Consider the following 23,609-nt stretch of genomic DNA (forward strand, 5'->3'; position numbering starts at 1 on the left):
ACGCGCCAGGGTGCTAAGCTTCTTAATACGATGATTTGGAGCCATAAAAGCGTGCTCAATGGTATTTCTGGCTACGATTGTTAAACGCGGGTTTCGTTCCCTCAAGAACAGTCACGACGTGGGCGTTTATGTGCGGGTTTTCGATTGACCCCGAAACATAGGAAATTTTTGGATTTGTTTTCCGGTCGAATTCCGCAAAGATGATCTGCTCGGCATCACAGACCACAGCGAGATTTGGGTTATGAGTTACCATGATGATTTGACGGTTTTGCTTCGCTTGGTTCAACACCGGCACCAACAAGCTCACGACCGTTTCATTATCGAGATTTTCCTCCGGTTGATCGAGAACAATCGGATTTCTGCCCTTGTCGACCAATAGGTAGAAGATCAGGAGGAGAGCACCGCGCTGACCGGGTGAGAGCTGTTCGATTTGCGTATCTTGGAAAAGAAGCGTGTATTTCGGTTCAAGATAGTCTAGGCCGTATATGAAATCGTAGACCTCGATGGGCTCGCGATCCTTTCTGAGCAGTGGGCGAATTCCTTCTCCCGCACCCGAGTTGCGGCCAGAGGCGTCCCTCACCAGTGAATCCACGTCGCTTGCGAAGTCGGTGGCGTGATCGCGGATAGAAAAATCATATTTTTCAAAGCGCGTCCTCACCGCTGCGAGGCTCTCTTCTTCGCCACGTAGCTCCCCAGCATTCTGCTTGATCATGCTAAACAGACGCGATGAGATTGCCTCTGAGGAGCCACCTAGTTTGGCAAGGAACTCCAGTTTATAGCCGTCTCTGATCAAGGTGTTGCTCTGGATCAGCGATTGGAGCGGGGAAAACAGGTCAGCACGACCAGCTCTCTGATTGGAGAGAAGATCGTATATCTGACCGGTCAGCTCGCGCCTGTCGAGCCGCTTCCTTCCGAGTGTTTCCGGCAATCTTTCGAGCTGCAGCAAACGCGCCTGGAGGCCTTTGACGCTCTCTGGCAGAGTATCGTTGCCTTCGAGTGTGTTCATCGTATTGTTCCAGTGCTCCAAATTCGCGAGATATGCTTGATGGAGCTGCTGGGGTTCGTTGAGCTTCATGGATAAAGCCAGCCGCTCATCCTGAATTGTCTTCATCCTCTCCTCGAACAGCTTAACTTCGGTGCCAAGCTTTTCGAATTCCGCAGAGAGGGTAGCGTCACTTTCCGACAATCGCGCAATTTTATTTTTATATTCAATGACATCTACGAACTTCAGCCCGATGTTCGATAAGTCATCTTGGATCGTTGACCGTAGTTCGCTCATCTGTGACTCGAAAATAGCCACGCGATCCCTGATGCTTTTTATTGAGCGACGTTTTGAGCTGATCGCGACACGTCGATCATTTACAGCCTCAATCGCTGATCCGAGAGCGGCCATCTCTTCTGAAAATGCAACAAGCTTCAACGAAGCATCCCGCTGTTCAGGAGATAACTCATCGGTTGGAGCAGCTACCTCGGCAGGACGAAGACTTAGGTGTTCCTCGACCTGGAGCTGTTTTATTTTGAGTTGCTCCTGCACATGAAGCTTCAGGTTGGGGTTGAGCTGATCCTCAATGGCGATAATGTCCTCGTTTAGGGTACGCAACCTCTTGCGCAGTTCGTTGATTCTGGCCCTGTGAACTTCTTCTTGCCGCTCGATCAGTTGGTCGAAATCCAATGCTCCGTCGGCTATCTCCGTAGGTACATGCGTGAAAATGACGGACCGCAGCTCATTCTCGAAAGCATTGGACGTGCCCATCACGTGTTCGTTGCAGAGCGCTTCGAACCTGCCTTGTGGGATATATTTCACCATCTCCACCCGCTCAGATGGAGGATTTTCACTTAGGAGCATCGAGCTGGGGTCTCCGGCGAGCCAGTTCAAAGTTCCCTCGAAGTGATGGGCTGGCTCCCCGTTCTTCCCGCGAAACCGTTTGTTCTGAAGAAATGAAAAATGCTTCTGCTGCTGAGAGTTGCCGAGCAACGCGATGATGTCAGCAAGCGCACTCTTTCCGCTGCCTTTGTTGCCGATAATTGCCACGAGGTCGTGGTTTAGCTCTACTTCGACGCCATTCAGCCATTCATCCGAAAACGTGCTGTTGGCAACCTTATTGATCGCAACTTTATCGATGTAGTAGGTCTTGAGCGATTTAACCAGTTCAAGTTTCGGGGGAGCAGCTCCCAGGAATGACCGTTTCGCAGGCTCTCGGATCGCTTGCAGTAAACCTTGCCACGTCGGATCGGCCTTGATCCAGGTCTTTTTATTGGATGGATAGTCGCCGTAGCCGCGTTTGTTGTTATCGCCAGCTACTCCCCGAAATCGATGGGAATCGCTGCCCGCGACAGCGAGCCTCGGGACACCCCGCAAAGCCGTCTGGAAAGACTTGAGCCACCTTGTGTTGCCAGCTGTCTCTACGCCAGCGAATGCTGCCCATAAATCGTACTCGCGCGTCTCGAAGATTGGTGAAGTTTCAAATAACCCGAGAGTGTAGGCGTAGTGTTCATTTCGCTCGATCTCGTCCAACCCGTCATAAGTGGTAAAGGCCATGAAGCCGACCGCGAGGTTGTTTGGCACCTTTCGAATTGCTGCCTTGTATGCGTCACAGTTTAATTCCGCAATGATGTACCCTGCCTGCAATGCAGCTTCGTCACTCGCGTCGACCGTGGCTTTCTTGAGGCTGTGGTGAGCCAATTTATCGGCTGGAACGCGGCGCGCATATTCTCTGAGGCCCTCATCCGACAGCGGTCTATCTACAAGCTCTATTTTCTGGGCAGATAAGAAGTCCTTCAGATGCTGATCGGAAATTTCGTTCGAAAATACGACATGGGCGTTCAGACGGCCACGCATAGGTGCCGAAAGGCGCAATTCTATACCTGGGAATATCGTCTTTTTGAGCTTTGGAGCATCCGGGTCCTGAAGGCGGCGTTTAAGAAGAAACCAGCCATCGAACGTAAAGTAGTCCATTAAGGCGAACACTTGGGGTTCAGCCTCATTGAATGCGACGATCATCTCATCGATGATTCGATTGTTCTGCTTTTCGTCGCCCGGTATAAATCTCTGACCCTCCCAGTGAAACGATACTGGGGTATGGACATGAAGGTCCCACTGTCTCCATTCGGAGCCACGCGGGTGCAGTGAGTTTCCCGGCATTTCTATTCCGTTTGATCAGTTTCGAATCTGTGAAGAAGCTATATTCGCTCAATAGTGTCGTCTACGAGTTTCGCGATAAAAGTGAAAATAATACCGATGCTCGCGTCGCTCATGATCGCTGCACGTGGCATCATCCGCGCCGTATCAAGCTTTGTTCTCGCACAAAGCTGCCTCACGCCGGAGAACGCATGTCAGAACCAATAGAAGTGACCGACAATCCCATACCGCAACCAGTTTTGGATTACTGCAAAAGACAGTCGTCTAATAAAAATCAGCTTGATACTGAGATATCTGCGTACAGGGATTTTGTTACGCGATATCAGAAACAGCGAGATAAGCAAAAGCGCACGGTGATGGCGAATATGCTTCAGTATCTCGTGTATTCTGACGAACACGACATGAAGCCGTCCTACGCGCTGACAGATGCGCTTGAAAGTGCCATGTCCGACGAGAGGAAAGCGAAGCGAAACATCTATCCACTGCCGCTTCATCAAAGCATCGCCCATGTTCTGACGTCGTCAACGCATACAAAGGGGCGTGGCCGTACGACGAACTGGACGATGCTCACCAGCACCTCTTACAGCGCGTCTGACGGTCGAGGACGAGACTGGTTCAGCGAATGGACAGCGGGTGAGGTTTTAGGCTCCTACGTATCGTTCGGGTCGCACCGGTTTCATGTCGGGGGCGCAACCCAAAGAATCCTGAATGTGCTCGAAGATCGGTACGGGCTCGATTTCCGGGAGCTGGAGAAACAACTCCAAGCAAGGAAGAAGGCGGAAAGGGAGACATGACAGAAAAGCCTTCGCTGCAGGACCGACTCTCTGACCTTCGCGAAATCAAGCAATTGATGCAGTTGCTTGAGCTGATGATGTCGATGAACGAAGCCCGTTATTTCCTGGAGCGGATCAAACGGACCAAGTTCGAGGAGACAATAGAGTGGCTATATGAAGCGGACGGCAATCTGCTGGCCTTCGTCATCGCCTATGGACGGGGTTTCGTCTCTGCTGGACCGGGCCGGACGGTCCTAAAGCCGGGCCAGGTATACGGCTCAGATGAAAAGCTGACGAAGATGCACGAAGAAATCATGCATCTCCGGAATCGAAAATACGCCCATCACGAAGACAATATGTTGACGACTGTCGTCGGCTGCCAGGTCCGCCACAGGGAGAGCGGCGGGTTGCTATTGTCGCCGCAGGTCAAGTTTGGTCTGCCGCTCGATTCTTATGAACGATACGATCCAGTCCTGCGCCGCATGGACGAGTATTTATACGACCGGCAAAAGGAGCTGCTGGAACGGGCTTCTCACAAGATCGGACGGAAGATTGTGATGCAGGACGGCCCGACGCCGACTTGGGCGTCGGGCGTCGACGGAGGTCACGAGTAAGCGACCTTGTATCAATGTTCATGTTCTAGGCGACGACAACAACTTCCAATGACGTCGGCATAGTGGTCCACTGCAGGCTGTTTTGTGGCCCGTTCTTCAGGTCGCAGCGTTGAGCGAACTGGCGCGGTGGTATATCGCTTTGCCCAGTGATTGCGGAGTTGGCCCGCAAGTATCGAGTCGATTGGCCGTGCAGCCATTTGCGCGGCCAAGAATGACGGGACAGGGTATGGGTAAATACGACGATCTTCCTCGCCAGCAGTTGATTGAATTGCTCAACAAGCGCGACCGGAACAAAAAACTGGGGCTCGTCTGGGAACGCGATGAAATCGAGGCCGACAATGCAGTCGATGCCAATTTCGTAGCAGCCACCATTATCCCGGAGCTGTCGGACAAGCCCGCGCCGTGGCACAACATGGTGATCGAGGGTGACAACTACGACGCCCTGCGCTGGCTTCGCATGACCATGGCGGGACAGATTAAGTGCATATACATTGATCCGCCCTATAACACCGGTGCGAAGGATTGGGTCTATAACGACCACTACTCCAACCCCGAAGATGCTTATTTCCATTCGACCTGGCTGGAATTCCTGTTTCGCCGCCTGACGCTGGCTCGCGACCTGCTGGCCGAGGATGGGGTGATCCTTGTCTCGATCAACGATGACCAGAGAGCCAAGCTGGAAATGCTGATGGACGAGGCAATGCCGGGAATGCGTGTGGGTTCATTTACTTGGCGCACCAGGACGGGCGGGAATGATACGAAAGGTGCGTTCCTCTCGGACAATCACGAGCACATCTTGGCCTATGGGAAATCAGGTTTTCGCTTTTCAGGCACGGAGAAGACCTTCGACCTTTACAAGCACTGGGATGAAGCGAAAAAGGACTATTTTCGGACTGGGGGCGACCTCACAAAGGCACATAATAGGACGGAGCGACCGAATACGTATTATCCCCTACATGATCCAGCCACTGACGTTTGGTACCCCTGCAACCCTGATAGCGTTTGGCGATATGCTTCAAAGGTTTTCGGAGACGAGAAGAAGAAAATTAGAACGCGCTTTATGGAGGAGTTTGTAGCCGACGGTTACATTCATTTTCCCATCGAGCAGCGGGTGGCCATTTGGGAGGGCATGGAACAGCTATTGGAGGCCATTCGGTCAGGGGATGTGCCATCTAGCGGTAACGCTCCTTTCCTCCGCGAAGATACGCCGAACCTTGAATTTTGGGTTGGGAAGAAGGTTGGCTTCGGAACGCCATCACTCAAACGCTACAAGAAAGAATTGAAAGCGCCGACTCAGCCGCTTTCTAGCTGGATTACGCCCAACTTCGAAACAGATACCTTGCCAGAGGGTGACAGCAACGAAATCGTTGCAGGCACGAACATGGAAGCGGCCAAAACAATTAAGGACGTATTCGGCTCGAAAGCCTTCAACTACGCCAAGCCCGTTTCTTTGATCCGCGAACTAGTTCGGCAGGCCACCGACCCCGGCGACATCGTGCTCGATTTCTTCGCGGGTTCCTCCACCACGGCCCAAGCCGCGATGGAGTTGAACGCTGAGGATGAGGATCGGCGGTTCATCATGGTGTCCTCAACCGAGGCCACAGCGGATGAACCTGACAAGAACATCTGCCGCGATGTGACGGCGGAACGCATCCGCCGCCTGAACGCCTCGGAAGACAAGAAATTCGCGGCCTTTGCCGCCGAATTCGCATATCTGCGCTGCCGCGAGATCGAGTTTGAAGACCTGGACCAAGACCTTGCGCCCGCCGAGGTTTGGGCAGCTCTCGAAACGCTCCACCGGCTACCGCTGACCCGCTACACCCAAGCCGCTTGGCAGGAACATAAGACGGGAAACCAGACCCTGATCTTCGCGGATCGCGTCGGGACGGAGCTGCTGGAGCATCTGCTCGGGGTGGCAGAGCGTCGCGAAAATGCTTTTGTCTATGCCTGGGCTCCGGGACAGATCACCGCTGTTCTGGGCGATGCGCTAGACGTGCGGTCGGTGCGAACTGAACTGGTCGGAAGGTTCCGCCAATGAGACATGACACCGATTTCCGCCTTTCGCTGGCCCCATATCAGCAGAAGGCCGTCGATGCGATGGCCGAAACGCTGCGTGCAGTTTCGGCCCTGCATGATCGCGAAGCGCAGTACCGCGAACGGATTTCCCGCGAGCTTGGCGTGATCCTGCTGCAAGCGCCGACCGGATCGGGCAAAACCCTGATGCTTGGCAGGGCTCTGGAGGCTGTGCGGGGTCAGTTGGACGCCAAAACGGTGTGGTTCTGGTTTGCTCCATATGCCGGGCTTGTGACGCAGACCCGCAGCGCGCTGTCCGCCCAGTGCGGCGCATTGCGTCAGCGCGATGTCTATGCCGACCGTGAGGCGAGTGCCGCCCGTGATGGCGACGTGTTCGTACAGACCTGGGCCTCGGTCGCCGTGGTCAAGAAGGAAAGCCGCAAGGTCCGCACCGACAAGGAGGCGTCGCTGTCGGTGGACAGCATGATTGCCGAGTTACGCGAGCGGGGCTTCCGCATTGGCGTTGTTATCGATGAGGCGCATCTGAATTTCGGCTCGGGCGCAGCGGCCACGGCGGACTTCTTCCTGAAGGTACTGTCGCCCGATTTCACGGTGCTGGCCACGGCGACGCCGAACGATGCCAAGCTGGAGAAGTTTGAACGCGATGCCGGATTGAAGGTAGCGAGCCGCGTCACGGTTTCGCGCGATGCGGTGGTGAAGGCGGGTCTGAACAAGATCGGCCTGATGGTGGGGGTGCTGCGGTTCAAGGAAGAAGATCGGGCGCTAATCGACACAGAAGTGGCGACCCTGACGGCGGGTTGGTCGCAGCATTCGTTCATCAAGGACAAACTGGCCGAAAAGGGGTTAAGCCTAACGCCGCTAATGCTGGTGCAGGTGGAGGATCAGCAGGAAGGCAAGGAAGACCCTGTTGCACGGGTGAAGGAACGGCTGATTGAGATTGGGGTGCCTGAGAAGGCGATTGCCGTTCATACCTCTGGTGAGCCGGACCCCGCTTTTCACACGTTGGCCTATGACCCTGAAATCGAGGTTTTGGTATTCAAGCTGGCCGTGGCGACGGGTTTCGACGCGCCGAGAGCGTGGACACTGGTTTCAGTGCGGCCTTCGCGCGGGCGCGAGTTCGGCTTGCAGATCGTGGGCCGGATCATGCGAGTGCATCCGCTGGTGCGCCCGCTGCATGGGACCGAACCACTGCTAGATCGCGGCTATGTTTTTATGTCCGATCCGGAGTTACAGGTCGGGCTGGATGAGGCCGCCGCCGATCTCAAAGCGGTGCGCGAGGGAATTGCCGTACTGACTGACACGCTCGACGTGAATGTGTTGGGGAACGATCCTCAGGCAGCAGAAAGCTTTGGGGCAAGAGCCCTGCCGCCCCCGCCGGTGGAGGCTGTACCGGGCGAAACCGTTACAGACCGGATTGAGCGGCAGGTGTCGATGGGTCTTTTCAATCCGGGCTACACGGCGGCCTCGACTGTGCGCCAGGAGAGCGCTCTGAGTGCGGTTGAAGGTTTTTCCGCCCCAGCTCAGCCGCCCTTGTTTCCTGATCTTCCCGATGTGTTGTCGCCCCGTGGAACGCCAGCTCAGCCCGCGCCACAAGAGCATCAGGTCAAGTATCTGCTGCGGACAGACTTGGCCATTCCGACTGCGCTCATTAGGGAAGAACTTCCGAACCTATTCGATATCGAAGGCGACCTCTGCCCCCAGATCGCCCGGGAATTCTGCCGCCTGGTACCGATGACTTCCATGTTGCTGGCCGTGAACAGCAACGCCGAACTGTCAATGCGCGATCTGTTCAATGCGGGCCAGACCGATCAGCGCAATCTGAGCGTCAGGTTGTCGGCGGCACGTATCGCAGAACAGGCGCAGGCTCAGCTCATGTTCAATGATGGGATCGACCCTCGCCGCATCCGTGAGGCAATCGAAGCCGAACTTGCTCGATTGTGTCAACGGGATGGGATTGGAGCTAACAGCCGCGACATACGTCGAACGATTAATTTGGCCATCCTGCGACAACCACAAGCGCTGAAAGAGGCCGTCCGTATCGCACAGGGCTATCACATTCGTCTTGAAGGCAATGAGGCAATCCCCACAGAGCAGTTCGGGCCCCGCAACGCCCCTGAGGCGAAGAAGGGGGCTTATGGAGCCTTCATTGGCCGGTACAATCGTCCCGAGCGGGCATTCGCCGAAATGCTCGATAATGACGAAACGGGCCGGATCAAATGGTGGCTGAGAAATCCGGAAAGCGAAAAATGGGCGACCCGTCTGATACTGCCGACCGGCAAACGCTTTTTCCCGGATTTTGTAGTTGGAGTGAACGGGCGGAAGAACAAGGATAGCATCGCGCTCGTGGAAATTAAGGATGATGGGGAGACTGGCAGACTGCATTCGGACAGCAATGCCATCAAAATCCGCTCCGAGCACAGCGAATACAAGAAAGTATTCTGGTCCTTCCGCGAGGCTGAAGGCGTGTTTCTGAAAGCCGTGTGGAACCAGTCCTATAATCGCATATTCAGCAATGGCCCGTTTGAAATAGAGGACATGGTTCTGGTCCAATAGGGCTGCGCTGGATCGTCAATCAAGGCCAAAGAATTGGTTCCCCGCCGAGAAGGCTGGTCGCCAACGTGCTATCATGCCACGGGCACGTTGTTTAGGTCGCGGTCTCTGGCAAAGACTGCACGGGGGGTGCCGGAAGGCAGGGGACGGAGAAGAGCGTCCAGGTCATCCCCGAAGACATTGCGCTTCTGTCTCAAGGCTTCGGCCAAAGATAGGACGACATCCTGGTGTCTTCTGAGCGTTCCACGCGCCTCGTCGAATTCGGCCTGTAAAATATCCTCGACCTCCTGCTGAATGAACGGATATTTTTGAAACAGGGCCGCATCTTTCGTGTCGAGAAATCGGACCGGCAGGACATGCAATGTGCTGCCCATTCCAAACATACCAACCATCCTGACGGCTAATTCGGTTGCTTCGGCAAGGTCGCCTTTCTCTAGGCCTCCGGAAGCCGTTGACCGATCTCCGACGAAGATTTCCTCGGCCGCGAGACCCGCAAGCTTCATCGCGATTTGGGCACGATATGAAATTTCAGTCTGCAAGGTCGTATGAGGGGCGAGGATCATTGTTCGACCGTGAACATCATCGTCTTGATCGGCACGATGGTCATCTGTGTAAACCTCGACAGACGTGATGATGCCGATGTCGAAAACCTTCGCGAGAACGGCATGTCCTGCTTCGTGAAGGCATATCCGCCATAGCTCGTCCGGCTTTAACGGAATGAAGATCGGCACGTGCTCTTCCAGGTCTGCCATCCTGGGGGATCGGTTTTCATCTCGTGCCCGCTGCCTGACCTGTCGGGCTATGTACTCAAGATCGGCACCGCTCTTACCATTCAAATTTCTCGCGACCTCTTTCAAGGCACCATTTCCGGAGAATTCGGGCAGATAGTGTGTGAGGATTGCCTCTCGATCTGCGTTACCCGGTTTCGACAACTCGATGTGTTTTTCCAGACGACCAGGACGAAGGAAAGCCGGGTCAATTAGTTCGGGAAGATTGCTCGCCGCGACGATGATCACGCCTTCACGGCCGATAGCCCCGTCCACGGCTTCGAGCATAGCGTTGATGACTTCCAGCATATACTGGGCATTGTCACCGCTGAGTTTTGCCCGATGACCGAATGAATCAAACTCGTCCACCAGCAATATTGAGGGAGCGGACGCCTTTGCTTCGGCAAACGTCGCATACATCGCTTTGAGCAAATCGCCCATGTGCCCTGAACTCTGCCATTGACCGAGCGAGGACGCGATAAAATGCGCGTTGCACTCAACGGCCAAGGATTTCGCGAAAGATGTCTTGCCGGTTCCAGGAGGGCCGTAGAGGAGAATTCCTTTGTCGACCTGATTCCAGGGGAGAACTCCTTCCCTCCAAAGCGCAAGATCGCGTTTGACGCTTTGTCCCCATTCGCTCGCCGCGCCAAATGATGACAAAGGAAGGATTTGTTTGTTGTGCGCTGCTTGGGACGAGAGCTTCCTGAGCCGGTCGATAGCTCGTTGTGCGGGCCTACCGCGACGAAATGTGCTGTCGATCAGGCCGACATCCTGTTTTTGGAGGAATTCTCTGTCATCGTCAGAAAGCTTTCCACTCCCTAAGAATCTGCAGAGACTCGCAACGCAACGGCCATCGAAAACCTCCAAATCGACTGTCCAGTCGACTGCGGTCTCGAATTCAGGATGCAGCTCAACACCTTTCGGGATGAAAACAATGGTTCGTGGCGCGGAAAGGTATTTTTGTGGCTGGAATTCCCATTTGCCCTTTCGGTTCCTGCCGCCATGACAGCATACGCTGAAATCTAACGTGTCCCTGTTTTTGCTTGTGCCAAAGCAGAAGTCCGCAAGAGGTTCAAAGTCCTCTAAGGGCCAATGCGTCGGCACTCGCACAACAAGGACACCGCCGCTATTCGAGAGAAACTCATGCTGCCGCTTTAGAACGCGGACCAGAGCACAGTACGCAAGGAATTCATGTGGGCTTTTCTCAAGCAGTTCCCTGCCTCGTCTGCGATAGAGGCGTTGAGGAGATTTTCTAAGTATGCGATTTAGTTCTCGCGTGGCGTCTGCCACTGACCGCAACGCGTCAATGAACTCATCGACGTGATAGCCGTGCCTTTCGCTCATTGCAGCACCGATTGCTCGTTGACCGCAGGCCCTAAACGGTACCAGCGATTGAATGACCGGGCCAAACCAGCCGCTGCATCAATGAAGAAAATCTCTGTTGTTGCACCGATGTTGCCGTCCTTTATCGTCGGATGACCGTTCATTCGGCCTACCAAAATAGGGACAGCCCGCTTGGCAAGGACCCAGTCGGTGATGCACACATCAGCTTGAATGCCGCTATGGCCAACCGACTTCAATTCGTCGAGGGCTAAAGCCAGGTCCCGTAGTCGATCAGCGAGATCGCTCAATTCTGTTCGTGATCCGGCATCAAAATCGTTCTTCATTATCGATAACCACCGTGGTTGCAGTGCAGAAGGCAGTCGCCTGAATACGCGGTAAGCGACCGTTGGTCCCCGCCGAAATCGCTGTGTCGTCATTGTTGATGAGCTGCGCCAAAAAGCTTGGTCTTGAGTCCAATGACTTCGCCGCATCCCGCAAAGTCAGAAAACTGATTCGCAGTCGGCGCGCAATCGAAATGAATCTTTTTGCACTATTTGGATTTCTTTTTGCATCGTTGGAAACGCATATTGCACCAATGTTGACATTTTTCTTGGTGCCATGGTTTCTCGGGAATATGCACCCCCTTTTGCACCTTCTTAGAGCTGCGCGTTTTCTGCTTGGGCTCAAGCAAGGTCACGTCGATGACGAGTGCAAGTTCACCAAGAGGACCGTCTTCAAAGTCGAGGCTGGTAAGCACGCGCGGCTTCCAAGAACGGCCTTTTCGCTCAAGCACTACTATGAGTCGAAGGGTGTGGAGTTTGTTGACGCGGTGGACGGGCATGGCGCAGGGGTACGCTGGAAGACGGTCGGTCCGGTCGATCCAGTCCGAAGTCATCTGTTCCGCGCAGGTCGGGGACTCGCTGACCTGTCACAAGAAAGCGTTGCTCTTCAAGCCGGGATAGACGAAACCTTCGTCAATCGCCTGGAAAAGGATGCGCTAAAGCATATCAACGAAGAGTCGCTTCAACGCTACGAAGTGCTGCTGAGATCGAAAAACGTTGAGATCACGCCTGCAAGCGGGAGTTTCGGTGCTGGTGTGCGTTGGATTGCGCATCGTGAAGAGGCGACTGTAAGCAATCATGATCTAGATCAGTAAGTTTACCGGTCACTTAAACCATTGATATGTCCGGATAATTTAGAAGCCGGTAAACCTTCGCGCTATTAAAGCAACTCTATCCTGCTGAGCTACGGGACCACTTGGATAGCACCCATACAAAAGCACGGCCCCTTCGCCAAGTGTTTTTGCATGAGTACCGGCGGAAATGCAGGCCGTGTCGAGCTTCGGCTATCCTGAAAGGGCGGCGCGTCGCCGGGGTCCCCACGGGTTGAAATCGATTACGAAACGGGGGCTGGTCTTTCCGGTCTTTCGAATGCTAAGCAAGGCGGGCGTCGGCTTGAGGAGGCTGGCGTTCCCCGTGAGACCTTCATCAGAGACCTGATCCACATATGTTCATCGGAATAGATTGGGGCGGCACAAAAATGGAAGTCATCGCGCTTGGCCGCGATGGCGAAACGCGCGCCCGGCATCGCGTCGCGACCCCGACCAGCGGTTACGACGACTGCATTCGCGCCGTTCTCGACCTGGTTGCCGCGGCGGAGCAGACGGCGGGCGAAAAAGGCTCCATCGGCATCGGCATTCCCGGCAGCCCCAACCCGCGCACCGGCATCGTGCGCAACTCCAATGCGGTGCTGATCAATGGCAAGCCGCTCGGGCGTGACCTGGAGGCGGCGCTCGGCCGTGCGGTGCGGCTCGCCAACGACGCCAACTGCCTGGCGGTTTCGGAAGCGGTCGACGGTGCGGGCAAGGACGCGCATGTGGTTTTCGGCGTCATCGTCGGCACCGGCCATGGCGGCGGCCTTGCGATCGACAAGAAGGTGCATGCCGGCTACCAGGGCGTTGCCGCCGAGATCGGCCACTATCCGCTGCCCTGGATGACCAGGGACGAGTATCCCGGGCATAAGTGCTGGTGCGGCAAACACGGCTGCCTCGACATGTATGCCTGCGGTACCGGCGTCGAGCTCGACTATCGCCTGACGACAGGTGTCGAAAAGCGCGGGCGCGACATCATCGAGGCGAAGCGGGCGGGCGACCCGGTGGCAACGGGCGTCTACGAGCGCTTCGTCGACCGGCTGGCGCGCAGCCTGGCGCTGCTCACCAATATCGTCGATCCAGATATCTTCGTGCTCGGTGGTGGCATGTCGAATGTCGACGAAATCTATGACGACGTGCCGCCGCGGGTGGTCAACTATCTCTTCGGCGACACGTTCGAAACGCCTGTTCGCAAGGCCCTGCATGGCGACAGCTCGGGCGTGCGCGGCGCAGCCTGGCTCTGGAAGGACTGAACCCATGAATATCGACAAGGACTTGGGCCGCATCGCGCGGCAGGAACAGGAATTGCAGTTCGAGCGCTTCGATCTCGAAACGGCCTGGGAGCTCGGCGCGCTGCTGCGCAAGATGGCGGTCGAGCGCAAGCTCGGCGTCGTCATCGATATCACGCTGTTTTCGATGCAGGTGTTCTACGCCGCGCTCGAAGGAGCGACGCCCGACAATCCGAACTGGGTGCGCCGCAAGCGCAACACGGTCTTCCGGCTGTTCAAGAGCAGCTATGCCACGGGCCGCGAGCTCGCCAAGGCACAGACGAATCTGCAGGCAAAGCTCGGGCTTGCCGATGCTGATTACGCCGCGCATGGCGGTAGCTTCCCGATCGTCGTCAAAGGCACCGGCTGCATCGGTGCGGTCACGGTTTCCGGCCTGCCGCAGCGCGAGGACCACAACATGGTCGTCGAAGCGCTTTCGTCCTTGCTCGGCAAGGATCATGACGCGTTGAAGCTTGAGGGCTGAGTGTTGTCAGGCGATATTTTGTCTCAGTCCCAGGCTCTTTCGCAATGGCTCGCCGACAAGGCCCTGCCGCTATGGCGCGACAAGGGTGTCGATTCCCCAGGCGGCTTCGTCGAGACGATCGACATGGCGGGTGAACCGACGCGCGCCAACAGGCGCGCGCGCGTCCAGCCGCGGCAGGTCTATTGCTTTGCCGAAGCCGGCCGACGCGGCTGGTCCGGCGATTGGTGCGGCGCTGCCGAAGGCGGGCTTGCCTATTTCGATCGCGTCTTCAAGCAGCCGAGCGGCTTCTACGGCGCGCTCGCCGATGCGGATGGCAATTTGCTCGACGGATCCTTCGATCTCTACAACCAGGCCTTCGCGCTGCTCGCCTTCGCCTATCTCGCTGAGGTCGTGCCGGCACGGAAGGCCGAAATGATCGAACGCAGCAATGATCTTCGGTCTCGGATCGAGGCGCATGTCAAGCATCCGGTTGCGGGTTTCGAGGAAGACAATCCCCCACGGCTGCCGCTTTGCTCCAACCCGCACATGCATCTCTTCGAGGCGTGCCTCGCCAGCGAGGCGGTCGAGGGCTTCGATCAGGTCGCCTGGGCCAATCTCGCTGACGAGATTGCGGATCTGGCGATGGATCATTTCATCGACGCTGAGACCGGCGTCCTGCGTGAGTTCTTCGATCACGACTGGGCGCCGATTGCCGGCGACAAGGGCCGCATCGTCGAGCCCGGTCATCTCTTCGAATGGGCCTGGCTGCTGTTGCGCTGGGCGGAACGCCGCGGCAGCGCCGAGGCGATCGTGAAAGCGCGGCGGCTCTTCGATATCGGCGAGGCGCACGGCATCTGCGCGAACCGCAACGTTGCGATCATGACGCTTCTCGACGATCTCTCGGTGGCCGACCCGATCGCGCGGCTCTGGCCGCAGACCGAGTGGCTGAAGGCCGCGGTTCGTTTCGCGGCGCTGACCGGCGGCGCCGAGCGGGAGCGTTATCTCGCTTCGGCTGCGCGGGCGGCGGCAGCGCTTCAGACTTTCCTGGAGACCCCGGTCGCGGGTCTCTGGCGCGACAAGCAGAAGGCCGATGGCAGCTTCGTTGACGAGCCTGCACCGGCCAGCAGCTTCTATCACATCCTCTGCGCCATATACGAAACCGAGGATTGCCTGGCACGGCTTTGATTTGCCGTCCGGAGCAGGTCCTTTCATAATGGCCCGTCGCAATCGCGGCGGGCCATTTTCTTTGTCCAGATGGCCAAATGTGATCGCGCCATATGTTGACATAAAGATATCTTTATGTGATTGACTCGATTATTGTTTGTCGTTTTCAGAACGGGAGATTTCCCATGTCCGCCATCGGCGCCCTTTTCGGTGACGTTTCCTCCAAGCCGGACGGCTCCGAGATCAAAGAGGCGCTGCGTCGGGCGGCGAGTGAACGCATCCTGATCATGGACGGCGCGATGGGCACGGAGATCCAGCAGCTCGGCTTTATCGAGCAGCATTTCCGTGGTGACCGGTTCGGCGGCTGCGCGTGTCATCAGCAGGGCAACAACGATCTTCTGACGCTGACGCAGCCGAAGGCGATCGAGGACATTCACTACGCCTATGCGATCGCCGGCGCCGACATCCTCGAGACCAACACCTTCTCCTCGACCCGCATCGCCCAGGCCGACTATGGCATGGAGGACATGGTCTATGAGCTCAACCGCGACGGCGCCCGGCTGGCGCGCCGTGCCGCCAAGCGTGCCGAGGCCGAGGACGGCCGCCGGCGCTTCGTCGCCGGCGCGCTCGGACCGACCAACCGCACGGCGTCGATCTCGCCTGACGTCAACAATCCCGGTTATCGCGCCGTCACCTTCGACGACCTCAGGATCGCCTATGCCGAACAGATCCGCGGGCTGATCGACGGCGGCGCCGATATCATCCTGATCGAGACGATTTTCGATACGCTGAACGCCAAGGCCGCGATCTTCGCCACCAAGGAAGTCTTCGCCGAAAAGGGCATCGAGCTGCCTGTGATGATCTCAGGCACGATCACCGACCTTTCGGGCCGCACGCTTTCCGGCCAGACGCCGACCGCCTTCTGGCATTCCGTTCGCCATGCCGATCCGTTCACCATCGGGCTCAATTGCGCGCTCGGCGCCAATGCCATGCGCGCCCATATCGACGAGCTCTCGGGCGTTGCCGATACCCTTGTCTGCGCCTATCCGAATGCCGGTCTGCCGAACGAGTTCGGCCAGTATGACGAAACACCCGAGCAGATGGCCGCCCAAGTGGAAGCCTTCGCGCGCGATGGCCTCCTCAACATCGTCGGCGGCTGCTGCGGCTCGACGCCGGCTCATATCAGCGCGATTGCGAGAGCGGTTGCCAAGCATCCGCCGCGCGAGATCCCCAAGGTCGAACCGCTGATGCGGCTCTCCGGCCTGGAACCGTTCACGCTGACCGCGGACATTCCCTTCGTCAACGTCGGCGAGCGCACCAACGTCACCGGTTCGGCCAAGTTCCGCAAACTGATCACCGCCGGCGACTATTCGGCCGCACTCGATGTCGCGCGCGACCAGGTGGCGAACGGTGCCCAGATCATCGACATCAACATGGACGAGGGCCTGATCGATTCGAAGCAGGCGATGATCGAGTTCCTGAACCTCGTCGCCTCCGAGCCGGATATCGCCCGCGTGCCCGTGATGATCGACTCGTCGAAATGGGAAGTGATCGAGGCGGGCCTAAAATGCGTTCAGGGCAAGCCGCTGGTCAATTCCATTTCCATGAAGGAAGGCGAAGAGGCTTTCCTGCACCACGCGAAACTCTGCCGCGCCTATGGCGCCGCCGTCGTCATCATGGCCTTCGACGAGGTCGGTCAGGCCGATACCAAGGCGCGCAAGGTCGAGATCTGCAGCCGCGCCTACAAGCTCCTGACGGAAGAGGCCGGCTTCCCGCCCGAGGACATCATCTTCGACCCGAACATCTTTGCGGTGGCGACCGGCATCGAGGAGCACAACAATTACGGCGTCGACTTCATCGAGGCGACGCGCGAAATCATCGCCACGCTGCCGCATGTGCATATCTCCGGCGGTGTCTCCAACCTTTCCTTCTCCTTCCGCGGCAACGAGCCGGTGCGGGAGGCGATGCATGCCGTTTTCCTCTATCACGCCATCCAGGCGGGCATGGATATGGGCATCGTCAATGCCGGCCAGCTTGCCGTCTATGATGCGATCGATCCGGAGCTGCGCGAGGCCTGCGAGGACGTGGTGCTCAACCGCCGCGCCGATTCGACCGAGCGCATGCTTGAAATCGCCGAGCGTTATCGTGGTCAGGGTGGTTCACAGGGGCGCGAGAAGGATCTCTCCTGGCGGGAATGGTCGGTCGAAAAACGTCTTGAGCACGCGCTGGTCAACGGCATCACGGAGTATATCGAGGTCGACACCGAAGAGGCCCGGCTAACCGCCGCGCGGCCGCTGCACGTTATTGAGGGTCCGCTGATGGCCGGCATGAACGTCGTCGGCGACCTCTTCGGTTCCGGCAAGATGTTCCTGCCGCAGGTGGTGAAATCCGCACGCGTCATGAAGCAGGCGGTTGCCGTGCTGCTGCCGCACATGGAGGCGGAGAAGCTTGCCAATGGCGGCGAAGCGCGCGAAAGCGCCGGCAAGATCCTGATGGCGACGGTCAAGGGCGACGTGCACGACATCGGCAAGAACATCGTCGGCGTCGTGCTCGCCTGCAACAATTACGAGATCATCGATCTTGGCGTCATGGTGCCGTCGGCGAAGATCCTCGACATAGCGCGCGAGCGGAAGGTCGATATCATCGGCCTTTCGGGGCTCATCACCCCGTCGCTCGACGAAATGGTGCATGTCGCCTCCGAACTCGAGCGCGAAGGCTTCGACATTCCGCTTTTGATCGGCGGCGCGACGACCAGCCGCGTCCATACGGCGGTCAAGATCAATCCGCGCTACGATCGTGGCCAGACTGTCTATGTCACCGATGCCAGCCGCGCCGTCGGCGTGGTTTCGAGCCTCCTGTCGCCGGAGGCGCGGGGCAACTATATGGAGACCGTCCGGGCGGAATACCGCAAGGTTGCAGAGGCGCATGCCCGCAACGAAGCGGAAAAGCGACGGCTGCCTTTGTCGCAGGCGCGCGCCAACCAGCACAAGGTCGACTGGTCTGCCTATCAGGCGAAGGCGCCGTCCTTCCTCGGCACGCGGGTCTTCGAGAGCTGGGACCTGGCGGAACTCGCCCGCTATATCGACTGGACGCCGTTCTTCCAGACCTGGGAACTGAAGGGCGTCTATCCGAAGATCCTGGAGGACGAGGCGCAAGGTGCCGCCGCCCGGCAACTGTTCGACGACGCCCAGGCGATGCTTGCGCAGATCATCGAGGAGAAGTGGTTTGCGCCGAAGGCGGTGGTCGGCTTCTGGCCGGCCGGCACGGTCGGCGACGACATCCGGCTCTTCACTGGAGAAGACCGGTCGTCTGAGCTTGCGACCTTCTTCACGCTGCGCCAACAGCTGACGAAGCGCGACGGTCGCCCGAATGTGGCCCTTTCCGACTTCGTCGCCCCTGCCGACAGCAGCTCCAACGACTATGTTGGTGGCTTTGTCGTCACCGCCGGCATCGAGGAGGTTGCGATTGCCGAGCGTTTCGAACGCGCCAACGACGACTATTCCTCGATCCTGGTCAAGGCGCTGGCCGACCGCTTTGCCGAAGCCTTCGCCGAGCGCATGCATGAATATGTGCGCAAGGAGCTCTGGGGCTATGCGGCCGACGAGGTTTTCACGCCGCAGGATCTGATCGGCGAGCCCTATGCCGGCATCCGTCCGGCGCCGGGCTATCCGGCGCAGCCCGACCATACGGAAAAGGCGACGCTCTTCCGGCTGCTCGATGCGGAAGCTGCGATTGGCGTCAGCCTCACCGAGAGTTATGCGATGTGGCCGGGTTCGTCAGTGTCAGGCCTCTATATCGGCCACCCCGAGGCCTATTACTTCGGTGTCGCCAAGGTGGAGCGCGACCAGATCGAGGATTACGCGACACGCAAGCGCATGCCGGTGCGCGAGGTCGAGCGCTGGCTGTCGCCGATCCTCAACTACGTGCCGATGCCGGAGAGTGAGGCGGCCGAGTAACGACGCGAGATGGCATGATGGCGAGCCGATCCGGGCTCGTCATTGCCCGTGGCGGGCGCGGCTCGCTGCGACGGGACTAGCTCGGCAAATTGGCCAGGAAACTGGTGAGCGCGACGTTGAAGCGGTCCGGCCGCTGCAGCGGGGCGAAGTGGCTGACGCCGGGGAGCAGGATGAACTCGGCGCCGGGAATGCTGCACACCAGATAGTCCGCGTGCTCGCGCTTGATGAACTCGTCGTGCTCGCTCTGGACGATCGCGACCGGCACGCGGATCTTGCCGAGCTCTTCGGCCGTGTAGTTCGGCTCGGTCTTCTGCATCTCGCTGACGGCGTCGACGAAGGCGCCGAAATCATCCGGCGTTGCCGATAGCTGTCTGTAGTCGCTCGAATGGCGGCCGAAGCACCGGTCGAGCACCGGGCTCGGCTCGATTTCCTTGGTTCCGCTCGGGTCCATGTTACAGGCGAAGAAGAAGACGCCGGCGGCACGCTGCGGCGCCCTCGAGGCGAGGACGAGCGCAATGCAGGCGCCGTCGCTCCAGCCGGCAAAGGCTGCTTTTTGAAGCTCCAGCCGGTCCATGACGGCGAGCACGTCCAATGCCATCAGTTCGTAGGTGTAGGGCCTGGTGTCGCGGGTACTGCGGCCGTGGCCGCGGCTGTCGATCAGGATGACGCGGTGCCCGGCCTCAAGCAGTGCCGGGACCTGAAAGCCCCAGTTGCCGCTGTGGCCGAGGCCACCATGCAGCAGGATCACCGGGGTGCCCCGGCCATAGGCCGCGTACCAGATGCGCGCGCCGTTGTGCTCGACGTGGCCCTCGACAGTTGCGGCCGGCAGGGGCGCTGCGCCATGTTCGGCAAATGCAGCAAGGTCGTCGTCCTGGAATTCCATGCACGCGGGCTCCGCTGCCTGATTCGCGACGCGGGAAGCTTAGTTCACCGGTTGCGGCTCGGGAAAGCGCCAGGAACCGTCGAGAATCTCCTTCCGGGGCCGGTAGAGCCGCACGGTATAGTTCCATCCGTCGACCACAGGCAGGCAGTTGGGGATTTTGCCGTCGCAGCCGCCGAACTGGATCGCAACGCTGCCATCGTCGCCCTTCTTTGCGGTGATGTTGTTGATGGTATAGGCATCATACCGGTTCTTCTCGTAGAAGCCTTGCGCATCGTAGACGCTGACCGACCAGAAGGCATCGACCGGCACGTCCTTGACGTCAAGCTTGTAGATCGTCTTGCCGTCATTCTTAGTGGGCGTGATGTTGAGATAGGTCGCATCCTTGTCCGGATTGCCGCCCCAACCGGTGGCCGTGCCGATCAGATGGCGGATCGGATCAACCTCTTGCCTGGTGCCGAAGGCCTTCTTGAAGTCCGGCATGGTGGCGCCGAGCGCGAGCAGCGCCTCGCGCACCTTCTTCTGGCTGGCCGGATCCCAGGCCGGGACCTCGAACTTGCCTTCCTTCTTCTGGCTGGCCTTGATCGCGTCCTGCAGGGTGTGAACCTCGGCGATGTCCTTCGGGTCGGCCGGATCGACGAGCGTGCGGATGCCGACGACGACGTAGCGCGTGCCGACCTTTTCCTTCGTCAGCGTCGTCTCGCCGGCGCCGTAGACGACCTCGGGCACGTAGTGATCCTCGTTGATCACCTGCAGCGACATGAAGCGTTTTCCCGCGTCCGGCATGGTGATGGTAACCGGCCCGGCATCGAGATCGAACACGGCCGACGAATAGAGCGTGTCGCGGTTGAGGCGAATGACGGTCTGGTTGTCGATCGAAGCCGGTTCGCGGCGGTGCAGGAATTTGCCGAAGGCGCCGTCCTTGACCATGCTGGCCGCATACATGTCGCTCTCGGCGCGGACGAAGTTGTCGACGCCGACCGTGACGGGGTCGGCGGCGGTTGATTGTGTGGCGACGGCCATCACCAGTGCGCCGGCCATGAAGAGCGAACGACAATACATCATGCTCGGATCCTTCTCAGTCAGTTGCCGCGCTGCATCGGCGGTGCTCGCTTCGTCACCTAGCGTGGCAAACTCCATCCGATGGTAGCCCAAAATCGTGCCAGTTCGACGGGGAACCGCAAGTACGTAACGGTTACGACGCACGCGGGGCGCCATCGCCGGACCGCGCCGATGGCGCCGTCTGCCAAGCTGCGGTAACATCTGCGTTGGAGTACATCGTACGTTGAGAGCTCGTCGATGGAGCGCCGTCTCGCTGCCGTCCTGATCGCGGATGTCGTCGGTTACAGCCGCCTGAGCCGGCTGGACGAGGAAGGGACGCGTCTGCGATTCCAGTCGGACCTTTCCAACATCCTGGAGCCGCTTTTTATCGAGCATCACGGGCGTCTGGTGAAGACGATGGGCGACGGGCTGCTCGTCGAGTTCCGCAGCGTCGTCGATGCGACGCAGTGCGCAATCGAAATCCAGAGGCGCAAGGCGGCAGAAGCCGACAAGGGGCCAGATGGCGAGAGGCTGGATTTCCGCATCGGCATCAATCTCGGCGATATCATCGTCGAGGGCGACGACATCCATGGTGATGGCGTCAACATCGCCGACCGGGTGCAGGGATTGGCCGAGCCTGGCGGCATCGCGATATCCGGCACGGCCTATGACCAGGTCAGCTCGAAGCTCAAGGCCGGTTTCGTGTCGCTCGGGCAGCAGCCGGTCAAGGGGCTCGGCGATCCGATCCGGGTCTACCGCGTGCTCCTGGACCCGGAAGCCGCGGGCAGGACGGTTGTTGAGAAAAACCGGCGAAAGACTGTCTGGGTAAAGGGGCTGATGGTCGGGCTTGCGGCCATCGCAATTTCAGCTGCGCTCGCCTGGTGGCAGCCGTGGACATGGATCGGGCAGGACGGCCCGGCGCAGCGTTTCGCCTATCCCCTGCCGGACCAGCCTTCCGTCGCGGTGCTGCCCTTCATCAATGTCAGCGGCGACAGCGACCACGACCACTTGGCCGAGGGACTGACTGACGATCTCATCACCGAATTGTCCAAAGTGTCCGGCCTCTTCGTCATCGCCCGGCACTCGGTGTTTGCGCTCAAAGGGAGCGCCACCAAGATCCAGGACGTGGCCGCCGAACTCGGCGTGCATTATGTGCTGGAGGGCACGCTGCAGCGGGCCGACCAGCGGCTGCGCATCAACGTCAAGCTCTTCGACGCGGTGAGCGGGTTGTCGCTCTGGGCGGAGCGCTACGACCGCCAATATGCCGATCTCTTCGCCGTTCAGGATGACGTCATCGGCAAGATCATTGCCGCGCTTGAGGTCAAGCTCAGCGAGGGCGAGCGCGACCGGTTGGCACGGATCCCCACCGATAATCTCGAAGCCTATGACAACTACATGCGCGCTGAGCAGCAGGGCCTTATCTGGCGCGATGTCGAGACCAATCGTCAGACACTCGCCTTTTACCAGCGGGCGATCGATCTCGATCCCGATTTCGCCGATGCTCATGCCGGCATAGCCCGCATCGCGGTCGACGTCTGGCGCAACGACTACAACTATCTCTGGTCGGCGGCCGTGGCACGCAAGATCGCCTATGATGCGGCCGGGCAGGCGTTGAAACTCGACGCCAACAATGCGCGCGCCCACACGGTGCTGGCGCTGCTGCAGCTCGTCGATGGACGCGCTTCGGAGGCAAAGGAATCGGCGCTTAGGGCTGTCTCGATGCAGCCCAACGATGCCGAGGCGCTCGCCAATCTGGCGCTGATCCTTGCCCAGACCGGGGAGCACGAGCAGGCCTTAGACGATATCGAACGGGCACTCAGGCTCGATCCGTCGCCCTCATCGAGCCTGCAGCTTCTGGCGGGCATCGTCTACTACACGGCGCGCCGCCTCGAAAAGGCGATCCCATTGATCGAAGCGGCGCGCGAGACGCTGCCGAAGGCGGAAGCCGTGAAGGAGTATCTCGCCTCGGCCTATGCCCAGCGCGGCGACCAGCAGAGCGCAGCGGCAGTAGCCGCGGAACTGCTAAAACTCTTCCCGGACACCAACCTGACCTATTATGGCTATCTCTATGACTACTGGCGCGAAGAGGACCTCTATCGTCACCTTTTCGGCCTGCGTGTCGCTGGCATTCCGGAATGGCCCTTCGGCTTTGTTGGTGCTGCCAGCGACCGGCTTGGCCCGGCGGAACTCAAGCAACTGACCGATGACAAGACCTGGGTTGGCGTGCACAAGAACGGCACGAGCTTCGCGCAGTTCTTCGACAAGGCCGGCAACACCGCCTACCGTACCAGCAATACGAACATCACCGGCCGCATCGAAGTGAAGGGCAACCAGCTCTGCGAGAAGTATGACGGATATTTCCTCGACCGCATGGTTTGCGGCTATGTCTACCGCAACACGGCAAAGGGCGAGCGCACGGCGGACTACATCAACGTCACGCCGCAGGCTCTGAAGTTCTTCTCGATCGAGCGGTGATCGCGATCATCG

At 58.6% G+C, this 23,609-nt stretch carries 15 protein-coding genes; 10 read left to right on the forward strand and 5 right to left on the reverse strand.

Annotated features, from left to right (window positions below):
• Nucleotides 1-55: 55 nt before the first annotated feature.
• Nucleotides 56-3,142, reverse strand: a complete 3,087-nt coding sequence (locus AC3WWH_RS31010; RefSeq protein WP_492377462.1) for a TrlF family AAA-like ATPase — start codon at nt 3,140-3,142, stop codon at nt 56-58.
• 188 nt (nt 3,143-3,330) lie between these two features.
• Between AC3WWH_RS31010 and AC3WWH_RS31015 the strand changes: the two genes are divergently transcribed.
• The 4 genes from AC3WWH_RS31015 to AC3WWH_RS31030 all read left to right on the forward strand — a co-directional run bounded on the left by AC3WWH_RS31015 (nt 3,331) and on the right by AC3WWH_RS31030 (nt 9,113).
• Nucleotides 3,331-3,933, forward strand: a complete 603-nt coding sequence (locus tag AC3WWH_RS31015) for a hypothetical protein (protein WP_492377463.1) — start codon at nt 3,331-3,333, stop codon at nt 3,931-3,933.
• The gene (locus AC3WWH_RS31020; RefSeq protein WP_492377464.1) at nt 3,930-4,526 is read left to right on the forward strand and encodes a hypothetical protein; all 597 of its coding nucleotides are present in this window, start codon (nt 3,930-3,932) and stop codon (nt 4,524-4,526) included. The genes AC3WWH_RS31015 and AC3WWH_RS31020 overlap by 4 nt, the downstream gene beginning before the upstream one ends.
• Before the next feature lie 226 nt (nt 4,527-4,752).
• The gene (locus AC3WWH_RS31025) at nt 4,753-6,564 is read left to right on the forward strand and encodes a site-specific DNA-methyltransferase (RefSeq protein ID WP_492377465.1); all 1,812 of its coding nucleotides are present in this window, start codon (nt 4,753-4,755) and stop codon (nt 6,562-6,564) included.
• Nucleotides 6,561-9,113 carry a DEAD/DEAH box helicase gene (locus AC3WWH_RS31030; RefSeq protein WP_492377466.1) on the forward strand — a complete coding sequence of 851 codons (2,553 nt, stop codon included), beginning with the start codon at nt 6,561-6,563 and terminating at the stop codon, nt 9,111-9,113. The genes AC3WWH_RS31025 and AC3WWH_RS31030 overlap by 4 nt, the downstream gene beginning before the upstream one ends.
• A 71-nt stretch (nt 9,114-9,184) precedes the next feature.
• On the opposite strand, the gene AC3WWH_RS31035 is transcribed toward AC3WWH_RS31030, so the two are convergent.
• Together AC3WWH_RS31035 and AC3WWH_RS31040 are read right to left on the reverse strand one after the other, a co-directional pair.
• A complete protein-coding gene (locus AC3WWH_RS31035) occupies nt 9,185-11,221 on the reverse strand; it encodes an AAA family ATPase (protein ID WP_492377467.1) in 2,037 nt (678 codons plus the stop codon).
• Nucleotides 11,218-11,544 carry a hypothetical protein gene (locus AC3WWH_RS31040; RefSeq protein ID WP_492377468.1) on the reverse strand — a complete coding sequence of 109 codons (327 nt, stop codon included), beginning with the start codon at nt 11,542-11,544 and terminating at the stop codon, nt 11,218-11,220. Before AC3WWH_RS31040 ends, AC3WWH_RS31035 begins: the two co-directional genes overlap by 4 nt.
• 62 nt (nt 11,545-11,606) lie before the next feature.
• On the opposite strand from AC3WWH_RS31040, the gene AC3WWH_RS31045 reads away from it, so the two are divergent.
• The 5 genes from AC3WWH_RS31045 to metH all read left to right on the forward strand — a co-directional run bounded on the left by AC3WWH_RS31045 (nt 11,607) and on the right by metH (nt 19,201).
• A complete protein-coding gene (locus tag AC3WWH_RS31045; protein WP_492377469.1) occupies nt 11,607-12,356 on the forward strand; it encodes a hypothetical protein in 750 nt (249 codons plus the stop codon).
• 350 nt (nt 12,357-12,706) lie between these two features.
• Nucleotides 12,707-13,603, forward strand: coding sequence for an ROK family protein (locus AC3WWH_RS31050; RefSeq protein WP_058321772.1), 897 nt, complete (start codon nt 12,707-12,709; stop codon nt 13,601-13,603).
• Between the two features lie 4 nt (nt 13,604-13,607).
• Nucleotides 13,608-14,102, forward strand: coding sequence for a heme-degrading domain-containing protein (locus AC3WWH_RS31055; protein ID WP_058321773.1), 495 nt, complete (start codon nt 13,608-13,610; stop codon nt 14,100-14,102).
• Between the two features lie 15 nt (nt 14,103-14,117).
• Nucleotides 14,118-15,266, forward strand: a complete 1,149-nt coding sequence (locus AC3WWH_RS31060) for an AGE family epimerase/isomerase (protein WP_373419845.1) — start codon at nt 14,118-14,120, stop codon at nt 15,264-15,266.
• Nucleotides 15,267-15,430: 164 nt separating this feature from the next.
• A complete protein-coding gene (gene metH / locus AC3WWH_RS31065) occupies nt 15,431-19,201 on the forward strand; it encodes a methionine synthase (protein ID WP_058321774.1) in 3,771 nt (1,256 codons plus the stop codon).
• A gap of 76 nt (nt 19,202-19,277) precedes the next feature.
• Here the strand turns inward: metH and AC3WWH_RS31070 are convergent, their stop codons facing one another.
• Nucleotides 19,278-20,084 carry an alpha/beta fold hydrolase gene (locus tag AC3WWH_RS31070; RefSeq protein WP_058321775.1) on the reverse strand — a complete coding sequence of 269 codons (807 nt, stop codon included), beginning with the start codon at nt 20,082-20,084 and terminating at the stop codon, nt 19,278-19,280.
• 39 nt (nt 20,085-20,123) lie between these two features.
• A complete protein-coding gene (locus AC3WWH_RS31075) occupies nt 20,124-21,146 on the reverse strand; it encodes a DUF1254 domain-containing protein (RefSeq protein WP_058321807.1) in 1,023 nt (340 codons plus the stop codon).
• 234 nt (nt 21,147-21,380) lie between these two features.
• On the opposite strand from AC3WWH_RS31075, the gene AC3WWH_RS31080 reads away from it, so the two are divergent.
• Entirely contained in the window at nt 21,381-23,597 is a 2,217-nt protein-coding gene (locus AC3WWH_RS31080) for an adenylate/guanylate cyclase domain-containing protein (RefSeq protein WP_058321776.1), read from the forward strand.
• Nucleotides 23,598-23,609: the final 12 nt, after the last annotated feature.

The organism is Ensifer sp. EB106-03-01-XG145 (assembly GCF_058792075.1).

Excerpts from the sequence above, each read along its gene's own strand:
- AC3WWH_RS31010 (WP_492377462.1), bottom strand. The coding sequence starts at position 3,142 with ATGCCGGGAAACTCACTGCACCCGCGTGGCTCCGAATGGAGACAGTGG.
- AC3WWH_RS31015 (WP_492377463.1), top strand. The coding sequence starts at position 3,331 with ATGTCAGAACCAATAGAAGTGACCGACAATCCCATACCGCAACCAGTT.
- AC3WWH_RS31020 (WP_492377464.1), top strand. The coding sequence starts at position 3,930 with ATGACAGAAAAGCCTTCGCTGCAGGACCGACTCTCTGACCTTCGCGAA.
- AC3WWH_RS31025 (WP_492377465.1), top strand. The coding sequence starts at position 4,753 with ATGGGTAAATACGACGATCTTCCTCGCCAGCAGTTGATTGAATTGCTC.
- AC3WWH_RS31030 (WP_492377466.1), top strand. The coding sequence starts at position 6,561 with ATGAGACATGACACCGATTTCCGCCTTTCGCTGGCCCCATATCAGCAG.
- AC3WWH_RS31035 (WP_492377467.1), bottom strand. The coding sequence starts at position 11,221 with ATGAGCGAAAGGCACGGCTATCACGTCGATGAGTTCATTGACGCGTTG.
- AC3WWH_RS31040 (WP_492377468.1), bottom strand. The coding sequence starts at position 11,544 with ATGAAGAACGATTTTGATGCCGGATCACGAACAGAATTGAGCGATCTC.
- AC3WWH_RS31050 (WP_058321772.1), top strand. The coding sequence starts at position 12,707 with ATGTTCATCGGAATAGATTGGGGCGGCACAAAAATGGAAGTCATCGCG.
- AC3WWH_RS31055 (WP_058321773.1), top strand. The coding sequence starts at position 13,608 with ATGAATATCGACAAGGACTTGGGCCGCATCGCGCGGCAGGAACAGGAA.
- metH (WP_058321774.1), top strand. The coding sequence starts at position 15,431 with ATGTCCGCCATCGGCGCCCTTTTCGGTGACGTTTCCTCCAAGCCGGAC.
- AC3WWH_RS31070 (WP_058321775.1), bottom strand. The coding sequence starts at position 20,084 with ATGGAATTCCAGGACGACGACCTTGCTGCATTTGCCGAACATGGCGCA.
- AC3WWH_RS31075 (WP_058321807.1), bottom strand. The coding sequence starts at position 21,146 with ATGATGTATTGTCGTTCGCTCTTCATGGCCGGCGCACTGGTGATGGCC.
- AC3WWH_RS31080 (WP_058321776.1), top strand. The coding sequence starts at position 21,381 with ATGGAGCGCCGTCTCGCTGCCGTCCTGATCGCGGATGTCGTCGGTTAC.